The 11,465-nt window shown below is 72.9% G+C and carries 15 protein-coding genes; 4 read left to right on the top strand and 11 right to left on the bottom strand.

Features of this window, described 5'->3' with window-relative positions; translation table 11 throughout:
• Positions 1–189 precede the first annotated feature (189 nt).
• The 5 genes from rpmF to recG form a co-directional block, all read right to left on the bottom strand.
• Positions 190–369 carry a 50S ribosomal protein L32 gene (gene rpmF, locus C2865_RS09665; RefSeq protein ID WP_106398016.1) on the bottom strand — a complete coding sequence of 60 codons (180 nt, stop codon included), beginning with the start codon at positions 367–369 and terminating at the stop codon, positions 190–192.
• Positions 370–372: 3 nt separating this feature from the next.
• Entirely contained in the window at positions 373–951 is a 579-nt protein-coding gene (locus C2865_RS09660; protein WP_408608301.1) for a YceD family protein, read from the bottom strand.
• A 90-nt stretch (positions 952–1,041) separates the two neighbouring features.
• Positions 1,042–1,521 carry a pantetheine-phosphate adenylyltransferase gene (coaD, locus tag C2865_RS09655; protein WP_198653124.1) on the bottom strand — a complete coding sequence of 160 codons (480 nt, stop codon included), beginning with the start codon at positions 1,519–1,521 and terminating at the stop codon, positions 1,042–1,044.
• Positions 1,522–1,596: 75 nt separating this feature from the next.
• A complete protein-coding gene (rsmD, locus tag C2865_RS09650; protein ID WP_106398013.1) occupies positions 1,597–2,157 on the bottom strand; it encodes a 16S rRNA (guanine(966)-N(2))-methyltransferase RsmD in 561 nt (186 codons plus the stop codon).
• Positions 2,158–2,167: 10 nt separating this feature from the next.
• Positions 2,168–4,360: an ATP-dependent DNA helicase RecG gene (gene recG, locus C2865_RS09645; RefSeq protein WP_106398012.1), complete on the bottom strand. Its 2,193-nt coding sequence runs from the start codon at positions 4,358–4,360 to the stop codon at positions 2,168–2,170.
• 229 nt (positions 4,361–4,589) lie between these two features.
• Here recG and C2865_RS09640 point away from each other — a divergent pair, with 229 nt between their 5' ends.
• On the top strand, positions 4,590–4,862 hold the full coding sequence (locus C2865_RS09640; protein WP_106398011.1) for a hypothetical protein: 273 nt from the start codon (positions 4,590–4,592) through the stop codon (positions 4,860–4,862).
• 104 nt (positions 4,863–4,966) lie between these two features.
• Here the strand turns inward: C2865_RS09640 and C2865_RS09635 are convergent, their stop codons facing one another.
• A complete protein-coding gene (locus C2865_RS09635; protein WP_106398653.1) occupies positions 4,967–6,541 on the bottom strand; it encodes a DAK2 domain-containing protein in 1,575 nt (524 codons plus the stop codon).
• 227 nt (positions 6,542–6,768) lie between these two features.
• Here C2865_RS09635 and rpmB point away from each other — a divergent pair, with 227 nt between their 5' ends.
• Complete coding sequence (gene rpmB / locus C2865_RS09630) at positions 6,769–6,966, top strand: 50S ribosomal protein L28 (RefSeq protein ID WP_106398010.1); 198 nt, start codon at positions 6,769–6,771, stop codon at positions 6,964–6,966.
• Positions 6,967–7,035: 69 nt separating this feature from the next.
• On the opposite strand, the gene C2865_RS09625 is transcribed toward rpmB, so the two are convergent.
• From C2865_RS09625 to C2865_RS09610, 4 genes are all read right to left on the bottom strand, one after another.
• Positions 7,036–7,416, bottom strand: a complete 381-nt coding sequence (locus tag C2865_RS09625) for a hypothetical protein (RefSeq protein ID WP_106398009.1) — start codon at positions 7,414–7,416, stop codon at positions 7,036–7,038.
• Between the two features lie 162 nt (positions 7,417–7,578).
• Positions 7,579–8,376: a bifunctional hydroxymethylpyrimidine kinase/phosphomethylpyrimidine kinase gene (gene thiD, locus C2865_RS09620; RefSeq protein ID WP_106398008.1), complete on the bottom strand. Its 798-nt coding sequence runs from the start codon at positions 8,374–8,376 to the stop codon at positions 7,579–7,581.
• 31 nt (positions 8,377–8,407) lie between these two features.
• Complete coding sequence (locus C2865_RS09615) at positions 8,408–9,070, bottom strand: cellulose binding domain-containing protein (RefSeq protein WP_157963643.1); 663 nt, start codon at positions 9,068–9,070, stop codon at positions 8,408–8,410.
• Between the two features lie 103 nt (positions 9,071–9,173).
• Positions 9,174–10,088: a thiamine-phosphate kinase gene (locus C2865_RS09610; RefSeq protein WP_198653263.1), complete on the bottom strand. Its 915-nt coding sequence runs from the start codon at positions 10,086–10,088 to the stop codon at positions 9,174–9,176.
• An 86-nt stretch (positions 10,089–10,174) separates the two neighbouring features.
• Between C2865_RS09610 and C2865_RS09605 the strand changes: the two genes are divergently transcribed.
• Positions 10,175–10,408, top strand: a complete 234-nt coding sequence (locus tag C2865_RS09605) for an Lrp/AsnC ligand binding domain-containing protein (protein ID WP_106398005.1) — start codon at positions 10,175–10,177, stop codon at positions 10,406–10,408.
• Positions 10,405–10,890 (top strand): DUF3515 domain-containing protein, encoded by a 486-nt coding sequence (locus C2865_RS09600; RefSeq protein WP_232835480.1) that lies wholly within the window; start codon positions 10,405–10,407, stop codon positions 10,888–10,890. The genes C2865_RS09605 and C2865_RS09600 overlap by 4 nt, the downstream gene beginning before the upstream one ends.
• Here the strand turns inward: C2865_RS09600 and C2865_RS09595 are convergent.
• A complete protein-coding gene (locus C2865_RS09595; protein ID WP_106398004.1) occupies positions 10,887–11,378 on the bottom strand; it encodes an acetamidase/formamidase family protein in 492 nt (163 codons plus the stop codon). The two genes, C2865_RS09600 and C2865_RS09595, sit on opposite strands and share 4 nt — an antisense overlap.
• Positions 11,379–11,465: the final 87 nt, after the last annotated feature.

Here is an 11,465-nt window from a genome sequence, read left to right as displayed (position 1 = left end):
GATGGCGGAGGAGGGCGCCGGTACCGGAAGACGAGGTGCGCGCCGGGGGCGGCGGCCCGCTCGCGCGGGGCCTGCTCGCCACGTGGTTCCGGCGTGCACCACGGCCTCGGGTGCTCCCGCCCTCGATGAGACCGGGGGACGGCCCCGTGTCATGCACGGAACCGACCCCCGGACTCACATTTCAGGCTGTCAGGCCGTCGTCTCGACGACCTGGCGCTTGTTGTAGGTGCCGCAGGTGCCGCACGCCACGTGCGGCAGCTTCTGGTCGCGGCACTGCGGGCACTCGACCAGCGCGATGCGCGGCGCCTTCCACTGGGACCGGCGGTGCCGGGTGTTGCTGCGGGACTTCTTCCGCTTCGGGACGGCCACTTGTCAGCCCTCCTGGCTTTCTTCTCGTGGTTCGACAAGGCCCTGCAATGCCGCCCACCGGGGGTCGGCGACGTCGTGTGAGTGATCGGGACCGACATCGGCCAGCCGTTCACCGCACTCCGCGCAGAGGCCGGGACAATCGTCCTGGCACAGGGGGGACAGAGGCAGTGCGAGCACCACCGCGTCCCTGAGCACCGGCTCGAGATCGAAGAGATCCCCTTCCAGACGGCGTTCGTCTTCGTCGGCCTCCGCCGCTGAGCGGGTGTCGTCGTAGACGAACAGTTCCTGGAACTCGATCTCCATCGTGAAGGAGATCTCGTCCAGGCAGCGCGCGCACTCACCCGTGATGGGCAAGAGCGCCGTGCCCGAGACGAGCACGCCCTCCATCACCGATTCGAGCCGCAGATCCAGCTCGAGTTCGGCGTCCTTGGGAACGCCGACCATCTCGACGCCGAGACCCTCCGGTGCCGGGGCGGTGATCCGCTGCTCCTTCATCGATCCCGGACGGCGGCCCAGCGCTCTGACATCGACGACGAGCGGGGCCTTGGGATCAAGACTGGACAGGGTTCCCCCTTCGTGCACGGTTGGATCGCCACGTCAGGCATGGCCGACCACCAAGGATACCGAAGCCCGGGTGCTATCCCAACTCGCCCGCCGTCGCGGCCGAGACGATCAGGCGTCCTTGAGCCGTTCGATCAGCCGGTCGTGCACCAGCTGGGGCACCAGGCCGGTCACGTCGCCGCCCCACTGCACGACCTCCTTGATCAGGCTCGAGGAGAGGAAGGCGTACAGCGGGTTGGTCGCCATGAAGAGGGTCTCCACCTCCGACATGCGGTGGTTCATCTGGGCGATCTGCAGCTCGTAGTCGTAGTCGGTGACCGCCCGCAGCCCCCGCACGATCGCGGGGATGTCGTGCTGCCTGCAGTAGTCGACGGTGAGGCCGCGGAAGGCGTCCACCTTCACGTTGCCGTAGTCCCTGGTGACCTCGCGGATCAGGTCGAGCCGCTCCTCCACCGTGAACAGGCTCTTCTTGGCCAGGTTGATGGACACCATCACCACCACCTCGTCGTAGAGACGCGAGGCCCTGCTGATGATGTCCAGATGGCCATTGGTCACCGGGTCGAAGGAGCCCGGACAGACGACACGGCGCACGACGATCATTCCCTTCCGGCTTGAACGGCGAGACCGTACCAAATCGGGTTCATCCGCCGGACGGCGCCCTCGCCGTCACAGGTATGACCCGTAGTAGAAGACCGCGTCGCCGTACCTGCGGTCCCGCTCGGCGGTGTACCCCTCGGGCCACACCAGGGTCCTTCCCCGGCTCGCCCGTTCCACCGCGACCAGCGCGTCCCCCGCCAGCCACCCGTTGTCCCGCAGCGCCTCCAGCAGCGCGGTGACCGTCTCGTCCGGCACCGTGTAGGGCGGGTCGGCGAAGACGAGGTCGTAGGGCTCCGCGGGGCGCTCCGCCGTCACCCGCTCGGCCCGGTCGACGACCAGTTCGGCGCCCGGCAGCCCCAGCGCCGCGATGTTCTCCCTGATCGCCCGGGCGGCCTTGGGTGCCGACTCCACCAGCAGGGCGTGCTCCGCGCCGCGCGACAGCGCCTCCAGGCCCACCGCGCCGGAGCCGGCGTAGAAGTCGGCGACCCGCGCGCCCTCCAGGGAGCCCAGCAGCGAGCCCACGCTGGAGAACAGGCCCTCGCGGGCCCGGTCGGCGGTCGGCCTGGTGTCGCGCCCCTCCGGCGTCGCCAGCCTCCTGCCCTTCGCCACCCCGGCGATCACCCGTGTCATGCCTCCATTCTCACGCCTTCTCCAGGTACTCGGCGCGGTCCTCGTCCAGGAGCTCGGCCAGGCCCTCGGCGAGCGCGGGGTGGGCCGACAGGTCCGGGTCGGCGGCGGTCAGCGCGGCGGCCTCCTCGCGGGCGCGGGCGATGAGCTTCTCGTCGTACAGCAGGGTGAGCAGGCGGAGGCTGGAGCCGCGGCCGGACTGCGCGGCGCCCAGCACGTCGCCCTCGCGGCGCTGCTCCAGGTCGAGGCGGGAGAGCTCGAAGCCGTCCGTGGTGGCGGCCACCGCCTCCAGCCGGACGCGCGAGGCGCTCTCCGGCGGGGCGTCGGTGACCAGCAGGCACAGGCCCGGCAGGCTCCCCCGGCCGACCCGGCCGCGCAGCTGGTGCAGCTGGGAGACGCCGAACCTGTCCGCGTCCATGATCATCATCACGGTGGCGTTGGGCACGTCCACGCCCACCTCGATCACCGTGGTGGCCAGCAGGACGTCCAGCTCCCCCGCGGCGAACCGGCGCATCACCGCGTCCTTGTCGTCGGGGTGCAGCCGCCCGTGCAGGACGCCGACGCGCAGGCCCGCCAGCAGCTCCCCCTCCAGCATCGGCAGGAGGTCCAGGACGGCCAGCGGCGGGCGGGCGCCCTCCTGCGGCTGCGGGGAGCCCTCCTCCCCCGCCGCGGAGTCGCCCTCGCCGATGCGGGAGCACACGATGTAGGCCTGCCGCCCCTGATCGGCCTCCTCCCGGATCTTCTCCCAGGCCCGCTTCAGGAAGGCCGGCTTCTCCGGCGGCACGACGTGGGTGGCGATCGGGGCCCGTCCGGCGGGCAGCTGGCGCAGCACCGAGGTCTCCAGGTCGCCGAAGACCGTCATGGCGACCGTGCGCGGGATGGGCGTGGCGGTCATGACGAGCACGTGCGGGCGGCCCCCCGCGACCTTCTCGCGCAGCGCGTCGCGCTGCTCGACGCCGAAGCGGTGCTGCTCGTCGACCACGACCAGGCCGAGGTCGGCGAACTGCACGTGCTCCTGGATCAGCGCGTGCGTGCCCACGATGATCCCGGCCTCGCCGGAGGCGGCCTCCAGCAGCGCGGCCCGCTTGACCTTGGCGCCCTGGGAGCCGGTGAGCAGCGCCACCCGGGTGGCGTGCTCTGCCCCCCCGAGCCGGCCCGCCTCGGCCAGCGGCCCCAGCATCGCGGTGATCGAGCGGTAGTGCTGCTGGGCCAGCACCTCGGTGGGGGCGAGCAGCGCGGCCTGCCCGCCGCCGTCGACGACCTGCAGCATCGCCCGCAGCGCCACGATCGTCTTGCCCGCGCCCACGTCGCCCTGGAGCAGCCGGTGCATCGGGTGGGCGAGGGCGAGGTCGGCGGAGATCTCCTCGCCCACGGCGAGCTGGCCGTCGGTGAGGGTGAAGGGCAGCGCCGCGTCGAACGCCGCCAGCAGCCCCCCGGGCCGCACGGGCCGCGGCGCGGCGGGCAGCGCGGACGCCGCGTGCCGCCGCCGCGCCAGGGCGAGCTGGACGTAGAAGGCCTCGTCCCACTTCAGCCGGCGCCGGGCGGCGGCCAGCTCCTCGTCGTCGCGGGGGCGGTGGATCCGCTCCAGCGCGTCGGTCAGCGAGATCAGGCGGTGGCGGGCCAGCAGCTCGGGCGGCATCGGGTCGGGCACCTCCAGGCCGCCGGGGCCCAGCGCCTGGTCGACCGCCCTCTTGATCTTCCAGGAGGCGAGCTCCTTGGTCGCCGGGTAGAGCGGGATCGGCCGGCTGGCGTACTCCTCGACCGTCTCGGTGGAGGCCTGTCCCGGCAGGACCTCGAAGTCGGGGTGGTTGAGCTGGACCCTGCCCCGGTAGCTGCCGACCCGGCCCGCGATCATCGCCAGGGTGCCCTGCTGGAGCTCCTTGTCGGCACGGTGGACGCCGGTGCCGAAGAAGCTCAGCTGGAGCGTGTTGCCGGTGGCGTCCTGCACCGTGACCTCGAACACCTGGTAGGGCTTGCGCTGGAGCCTGCGCAGCTCGCGCCGCACCACCCGGCCCACGATCGTCACGTCCTCGCCGTCGGCGAGCGAGGCGAGGTCGGTCAGCTCGCCGTGCCGGATGTACCGGCGGGGATAGTGGCGCAGGAGGTCGCCCACGGTGCGCATCTCCCACTTGGCCGCCAGGATCTTGGCGGTCTTGTCTCCGATCACCCCGGCCAGTGCGCCGCTGAGATTCACCACGCGCCCCATTACAGCCGATCCCGCCGACATCCGGTCCGCGGCCGGGCGGGAGCGGGCGGCGCGGCGGTGAGGCAGCCCACGTCCGGCGGGGCGAACCGGTGGTGCGATACGCCCATCGCAACACCATGTGCCCCGGCACAATGGTAAAGATCACTCGGGGCACTTGCTTATTTCGGTAAAACCGGGCAATCCTTAAGTAAGTGCCCGGAAACCCCCCACAATGAAGTGGAGATCTTCCATGGTCACTCTGACCTCTACCGACTGCCTGCGCGAGCTCGCCGACCGGCTGACCGACCGCGGTCTGCGCGTCCGGATCGACCAGCCCATCGGCCGTCCGCGGGCGCTCTACGTCAGCAACCCCGGTGTCCCCGGATCCACCGAGAGCGTCTTCCTGAAGGACCAGGCCCTCTGGTGGTCCTGGGGCGACCTGCTCGCCGCCGCCAGCAACCTCGACACCGCCGTCGCGGGCATCTGCCGGGTCCTGGGCGTGCACGCGCCCTCCCTGAACTGAACCCTCCCGGCCGGGTCCCCGCCCGGCCGTCCCGGGACCCCGCCCGCGATGAGCCTTCCTCCTCCCCCTGAGGCTCACCGCGGGCGGGGTCTCCCCTTTCCCGCCTACTCCACGCCGAACAGCACCGGGTAGAGCACCTGGCCCCCGTCGTAGACGGTCAGCTCCACGTCGGGCCGCCGGACCCGCAGCTCCTCGGCCACCTCGGCCACGAGCCCCGGCGGCTCCCCCGCCCCGGTGACCACCGTCACCAGCTCCCCGCCGCCCGACAGCATGCGGCCCAGCAGCTCCCTGGCGACCCCGCCGGGCTCCGAGCCGATCATCACCACGTCGCCCTCCAGCAGGCCCAGCACGTCGCCGGGCTGGCAGATGCCCACGCTGGTCATCGCCTCCTCCGCGGCGATCTGGAGCGCGCCGAACCGGGTGGCGCGGGCGGTGCCCGCCATCGCGATGACGTCCTCGTCGAAGTGGCGCAGCGGATCGTGCACGGCCAGCGCGGCCAGCCCCTGCACCGAGGCCCGCGTCGGGATCACCGCGATCTTGACGCCGCTGTCGCGGGCCCGCGTCGCCGCGGCCTCGGCCAGGCCCAGCACCTCCGGCTCGTTGGGCAGCACCGCCACCTCGTCGCCGGCCAGCAGGATCGCCTCCACCAGGACCGCCAGCTGCGGCAGGCCGCCCGGCGGGCGCCGCACCACCGACGCGCCCGCCTCCTCGAACAGGGCGGCCAGCCCGTCCGCCGCGGTCACGGCCACCACGCCGCGGCCGGTGTGCGGGGGCCGCGGCGCCGGGGCCGTGCCCAGGTGGGTCACCCTGATGCGGTAGGCGCGGCCCGCCGCCAGGCCCGCCTCGATCGCCGCGCCCGCGTCGTCCACGTGGACGTGCACGTTCCACAACCCGTCGCCGCCGACCACCACCAGCGAGTCGCCGAGCCCGTCGAGGGCGGCGCGCAGCTCGGGGATCCGCTCGTCCTCGGTCTCCAGCAGGTAGATGACCTCGTACCCGTAGTCCTTCTCCTGCGGGCGCACGATGACGGCGTTCTTGCTCTCGTCGCGGGCGGGGATCTCGTAGCGCTCGGGGAACTCCTCGGTCACCACCGCGGCGAGCGCGTCCAGCAGCACGCACAGGCCCGCCCCGCCCGCGTCCACCACGCCCCGCTCGGCCAGCACGTCCAGCTGGCCCGTGGTCTCGCGCAGCGCCCTGCGCGCCCCGCGCGCCGCCGACCGCGCCACCTCCGCCACCGTCGCACCGCCCGCCGCCTCCGAGGCCGCCCGCAGGACGGTGAGCATGGTGCCCTCCACCGGATGGGCCACCGCGGCCCTGGCCAGTTCCGTCGCGTACGCCAGCGCCTCCTCCAGCAGGAGCCCGTCGCTCCTGCTCCCGGCGCCCAGGATCTCCGCGAGGCTGCGCAGGATCTGGCTGACGATCACTCCGGAGTTGCCCCGCGCGCCCATCAGCGCGCCCCGGCTCAGCGCCCGCCACACCTGCGGCAGCGGGGCGTCCGGCGGCAGCCCGGCCACGCCCTCGGCCGCCGCCAGGACGGTCAGGTGCAGGTTGGTGCCGGTGTCCGCGTCGGGCACGGGGAAGACGTTCAGCGCGTCGATCTCCCGCCTGGTCCGCCCCAGCGCCTCGGCGGACAGCTCCACCCAGCGCCGGACCGCCGACGCGTCCAGAATGTCGAGCACCAGCACCTCCTAGGCTTCAGAGCGTATTCCGCCCGTCGGCGACTTGTTCGTCACCACCCGCACGTCTTCTCCGGATCTGCTCTGGCGCCGATTCGCCTCCCGGGCGCGGGTCGGCTAACCTTGGGGGGCGTCCCCTGCGTGGGGACCTTTTCATGTCTTTCCGTGTGACCGCCCCAGCACCGCCGTGTGCTCCGGGCCGTCCGAGTTCTCGACTGTTTGGAGTTACCGTGGCTGCCAACTGCGAAGTGTGCGGCAAGGGCCCCGGCTTCGGTATGAGCGTGTCCCACTCGCACCGTCGCACCCCGCGCCGCTGGAACCCCAACATCCAGCGCGTCCGCGCGGTCATCAGCGGCACGACCAAGCGCGTGAACGTCTGCACGTCCTGCCTGAAGGCCGGCAAGATCCAGCGCCCCCTGGCCCGCTAGGACCCCCACCCTCCGAGGTGCTTCGCAAGACCCGGTCGCCGTCATGGCGTGCCGGGTCTTCGTCGTCCCTCAGCCGGCGCCCTCCGGCTCCGCGCCGCAACCGTGCCGCAGCAGCCACTCCAGGAGGCTCCGCCGGCACTCGCCCGCGCCCCGGGTGAGTTCGACGCTCCCGGTGCCCGCCCGCACCCGCACCGCCCGCCCCTCGCCGGCCGCCAGCCAGCGGCACACCCCCTCGGCCAGGGCCGCGGCGGCGGAGCCGGAGCACAGCGGGACGGCCAGCGCGCCGCTGGCCATGGCCTCTCCCGGACCGCCCGGCGGGGGCAGCAGGGACACGAAGTCCGCCGCGACGCCCCGCTCCCACAGCTCCCGGCGCAGCCTCCGGGCCAGCTCGTCCCTGCGGAACGGATCGGCGTCCGGCTCGGACACCTCGATCAGGGCCACCTGCGCCATCGCCCACCCCCCTCCCACACGCCTTCTTACTGCATGTCAATGAGAAGGACGCCGAGAATCGGGGGAATGGGTGCGGTCCTGAGATCTCAGTTTGAAAAATTCAGCGGATTTTTCGCCAGGAATTTCAACACAACCGAGGAAACCCGAAAAAGAGCGGAACGGTCAACGGCCCCGCGTCCGCCAGCCGTGGTCGACCGGGCCGATCCCCGAGCCCAGCGGGAAACCGGCGGCCAGCGCCCCGGTGACGTAGTCCTTGGCCGCGGCCACCGCCTCGGGGACGGTGTCGCCCAGCGCCAGCCGCGAGGCGATCGCCGAGGCCAGCGTGCAGCCCGTGCCGTGGGTGTGCCGGTTGTCGTGGCGCGGCGCCGTGTAGGTGTGGACCTCGTCACCGTCGTAGAGCAGGTCCACCGGGCTGCCGGACAGGTGCCCGCCCTTGACCAGCACCCACTCGGGCCCGAACTCCTTGACCGCCTCGGCGGCGCGCCGCTGGTCCCGCTCGGACTCCACCTTCACCCCGGTGAGGAGCTCGACCTCCCACAGGTTCGGCGTGACGACCGTCGCGACGGGCAGCAGGGCGTGCCGCACCGCGTCGACGGCCTCCTCGGCCAGCAGGCGGTCGCCGTGCTTGCTGACGCCCACCGGGTCGACGACCAGCGGCGCCGGGTACCGCGCGAGCCGTGCCGCGACGACCTCCACCAGCGCGCCGGAGGCGAGCATGCCCGTCTTGACGGCCTGCGTCCCGATGTCGGACAGCACCGAGTCCAGCTGCGCCTCGACCGCCTCGGGCGGCAGCTCCCAGTAGCCCTGCACGCCCAGCGAGTTCTGCGCGGTCACCGCGCAGACGACGCTCATGCCGTGCACGCCCAGGGCGAGCATGGTCTTGAGGTCCGCCTGGATGCCGGCGCCGCCGCCGGAGTCGGAGCCGGCGACGGTCAGCACGCGGGGAGGGGCGATGGCCATGGACAGACCATATCGAACCGGGAGAGAAGCCTCAGGAGCAGTCGTAACCGTTGACCTTGCAGACCGACGGCTTGGACCAGGCGCCCTCGGCGGTGAAGGTCACCTTGACGCTCTGGCGGCCTTCGAGCGCGCCGAGGCCGTCGAGCCAGGTGGTGCCGCCGTTCTTGCTGGTCGTCCGGAGGCCGGCGCCCTCGGCCGCGACGATGACGGCGTTGGGGATGCGGAAGGACAGCTTCCAGTCCTTGGCCGTCCGGGAGGTGTTGCGCACGACGGCCACGGCGGTGAAGCCGCCGGAGATCATCTCGCCCAGCCGGATCTCCACCCGCAGCGGCCGCTGCGACACCGTCCGGGTGGACTGCCGGGGCAGCGACGCCTCCGACGGCCCGGCCACGACCTGCGGCCCGGCGGTCTCCGGCTGCCCGCTCCCCTCCTCCCGGAGGTCGGCGAGGCCGTCGCAGCCCGCGCACGCCGCGGAGTCCTGCCCCGAGGGCGCGCCTCCCGCGAAGTTCAGCGAGATCTGCCGGGTGCTGAAGGCCGCCGCGATGACGCCGACCGCGACGACCCCCGCCAGGAGGGGCATCAGCGGAGTGCGGCCCAACCAGGCCAGGCGTTGGGGTGCGGCGACCGGGGGCGCTCCGTCCGAAGGGGCCTCTTGTCCACTCGCCCTGTCCCAGAACTTGGTGTGTCGTCCCATCCCATCCTCTTCGTTCTTGGGATGTATACCAAAGCCCGCCCAAGTCCGCCTACCGGATGAGTAAGTCAAGCCCCTTAAAAGACTCTTATTAACAGAGATGCGATCAATCGGGAACGCCAAAGTGATCCCACCCGCCGCGCTCCACCGGACGGCCGTCCACCGTCACGCCCGCGCCCCCGACCACCTCGCCGACCACCCGCCAGGACGGCGGCAGCACGCGGTCCGGGGGAAACGTCCCGGCGAACGCGTGGTCGTCCCCCCCGGTCAGCGCGTCCCGCAGCGCCACCCCCTCGTCCAACGGCACCAGGGCCGAGGCCAGGACGAGCCCCACCCCGCTTCCCCGCGCCAGGTGCCCCAGGTCCTGCACGAGCCCGTCCGAGACGTCCAGCAGCGCCGTGGCGCCGAGCGAACGGGCCTCCTCCCCCGCGGTGTAGGGCGGCTCAGGACGCCGGTGCGCGGCGGTGAACCGCTCGGGCACCCCCGCCGCCCCGCTCAGTCCCGCCAGGCCCGTGGCGGCCCATCCGAGCCTGCCGCGCACCGCCACCACGTCGCCGGGCCGCGCGCCCGTCCGGGTCAGCGGCGGCCGCCCGCCCAGGTCGCCGAGCGCGGTGACGGCCACCGTGACGGCCTCCGCGCGCACCGTGTCCCCGCCGACGATCGAGGCGCCCACCAGAGCGCACTCGTCCCGCAGCCCGTCGCCGAACTCCTCGGCCCAGGCCACGTCCAGGGTCGGCGGGGCGCCGAAGCCCACCAGCAGCGCCGTCGGCCGCGCGCCCATCGCCACGACGTCGGCGAGGTTCTGCGCCGCGGCCTTGCGGCCCACGTCGTAGGCGCTCGACCAGTCGGTGCGAAAGTGGCGGCCCTCCACCAGCAGGTCCATGGTCGCCGCGTAGCGCCCGTCCGGGGCCCGCACCACCGCGGCGTCGTCCCCCGGCCCCAGCTCCACCAGCGGCCCCTGCGGGAAACGCCCGGTGAGCCTGGCGATCAGACCGAACTCGCCGGCCTCCGAGATCTCGATGACGTCCCTCCCCTGAACTTCTCCGCCGGGTCAGGGTACGGTGACGATCAGTCGTCTTTGCTCCCACCCCTACCGGGAAGACCGCGATGGTGCAGGCGTATATCTTGATCCAGACCGAGGTCGGCAGGGCCGCCGAGGTGGCCGGGGCGGTCGGCGCGCTCCCCGGTGTCGTCCAGGCGGACGACGTCACCGGCCCCTACGACGTGATCGTCAAGGCGGCGGCGCCCAACATGGACGATCTGGGCAGGCTCGTCGCCGCCGAGATCCAGACGGTGCCCGGAATCACCCGTACCCTGACCTGTCCTATCGTGCACCTGTGAGACGACCGCTGAAACGAGGCGCCCTTCTCGGCTCCGCTACCGCCGCGATCCTGGCGGCCACCGCCTGCTCCGGCGGGCCCGTCCGGGTCGCGGAGCCCACCCCCGACCCCGCGGCCGCGCAGGCCTGCCGGGAGCTGCGGCTCCCCGCCGAGGTCGACGGGCTGCAGCGCCGCGAGACCGACCCCGAGACGCCCTACGTCGCGGTCTGGGGCAGCCCCCCGCTCGCGCTGCGCTGCGGGGTGCCGCGCCCGTCCGACCCGGACTCCGGCCTCATCGAGCGCGTCGTGGCCATCGACGGCCTCGAGTGGCTCCCCGAGGAGTCCGACCAGCCGCGCGTGTGGACGCTGGTGGGCCGCGCCGCCTACGTCGAGGTCACGATCCCGCCCAAGTACGCCCCCGCGGGCTCTCCCCCCGGCGAGCTCCTCACCGAGTTCACCCCCGCCCTCGACAAGCTCCCGAAGAAGCCCGAAGGCCAGTACTAGACCGGCATCAGCAGCGGGCCGGTGACGTGGAAGCGCTCGACGCCGCGTTTGGTGAGGTTGACGCGCAGGTCGATCCAGCCGTCCAGGGCGGTGCAGCCGCGGCCGAAGTGCAGGTCTCCGGCGGAGAGCTTGGCTCCGCGCACCCGGACGGGCAGCACGATCCGCGACCCCGCGCCCAGCCGCGCCTCGGCGCAGGAGCCGACCGGCGGGTCCGCGCTCCCCGGCGCGCACCCGATGACCCCCGGATGGGCCTCCGGGACGGTGACGCCGTCCAGGCGGCCGACGCCCAGGACGTCCACCACGACCACGTCGCCCGGTTCGGCCCCGACCACCGCGACCGGGCCGCACAGCAGCGCCTCCCGGGCGCCCTGCTGCCCCTGGCACTCCAACCGCACCGAGCCGCCCGAGATGACCTCGGCGACGGCCGGGATCTCCGGATGCCAGCGGGTGTGTCCCAGCACTGTCCGGGAGCCGTACGACAGGGGCACGAAGGGTCCTCTCGTTCTCGTGCGGGGGAACAGCCGTCCTGAGAGATGGTGCACCGGACGCTTTTCCACCCTGTTTCCCGACCTTTT

Origin of the sequence: Actinocorallia populi, from assembly GCF_002995495.1 — a bacterium.
Lineage (GTDB): Bacteria > Actinomycetota > Actinomycetes > Streptosporangiales > Streptosporangiaceae > Actinocorallia > Actinocorallia populi.
This window is presented reverse-complemented; position numbering and strand designations above follow the sequence as displayed.

What these genes read in the sequence shown, in the direction of transcription:
- thiD (WP_106398008.1), bottom strand. Translation starts at nt 8,376, where the DNA reads ATGGCCATCGCCCCTCCCCGCGTGCTGACCGTCGCCGGCTCCGACTCC.
- C2865_RS09625 (WP_106398009.1), bottom strand. Translation starts at nt 7,416, where the DNA reads ATGGCGCAGGTGGCCCTGATCGAGGTGTCCGAGCCGGACGCCGATCCG.
- C2865_RS09615 (WP_157963643.1), bottom strand. Translation starts at nt 9,070, where the DNA reads ATGGGACGACACACCAAGTTCTGGGACAGGGCGAGTGGACAAGAGGCC.
- recG (WP_106398012.1), bottom strand. Translation starts at nt 4,360, where the DNA reads ATGGGGCGCGTGGTGAATCTCAGCGGCGCACTGGCCGGGGTGATCGGA.
- C2865_RS09605 (WP_106398005.1), top strand. Translation starts at nt 10,175, where the DNA reads ATGGTGCAGGCGTATATCTTGATCCAGACCGAGGTCGGCAGGGCCGCC.
- C2865_RS09640 (WP_106398011.1), top strand. Translation starts at nt 4,590, where the DNA reads ATGGTCACTCTGACCTCTACCGACTGCCTGCGCGAGCTCGCCGACCGG.
- rsmD (WP_106398013.1), bottom strand. Translation starts at nt 2,157, where the DNA reads ATGACACGGGTGATCGCCGGGGTGGCGAAGGGCAGGAGGCTGGCGACG.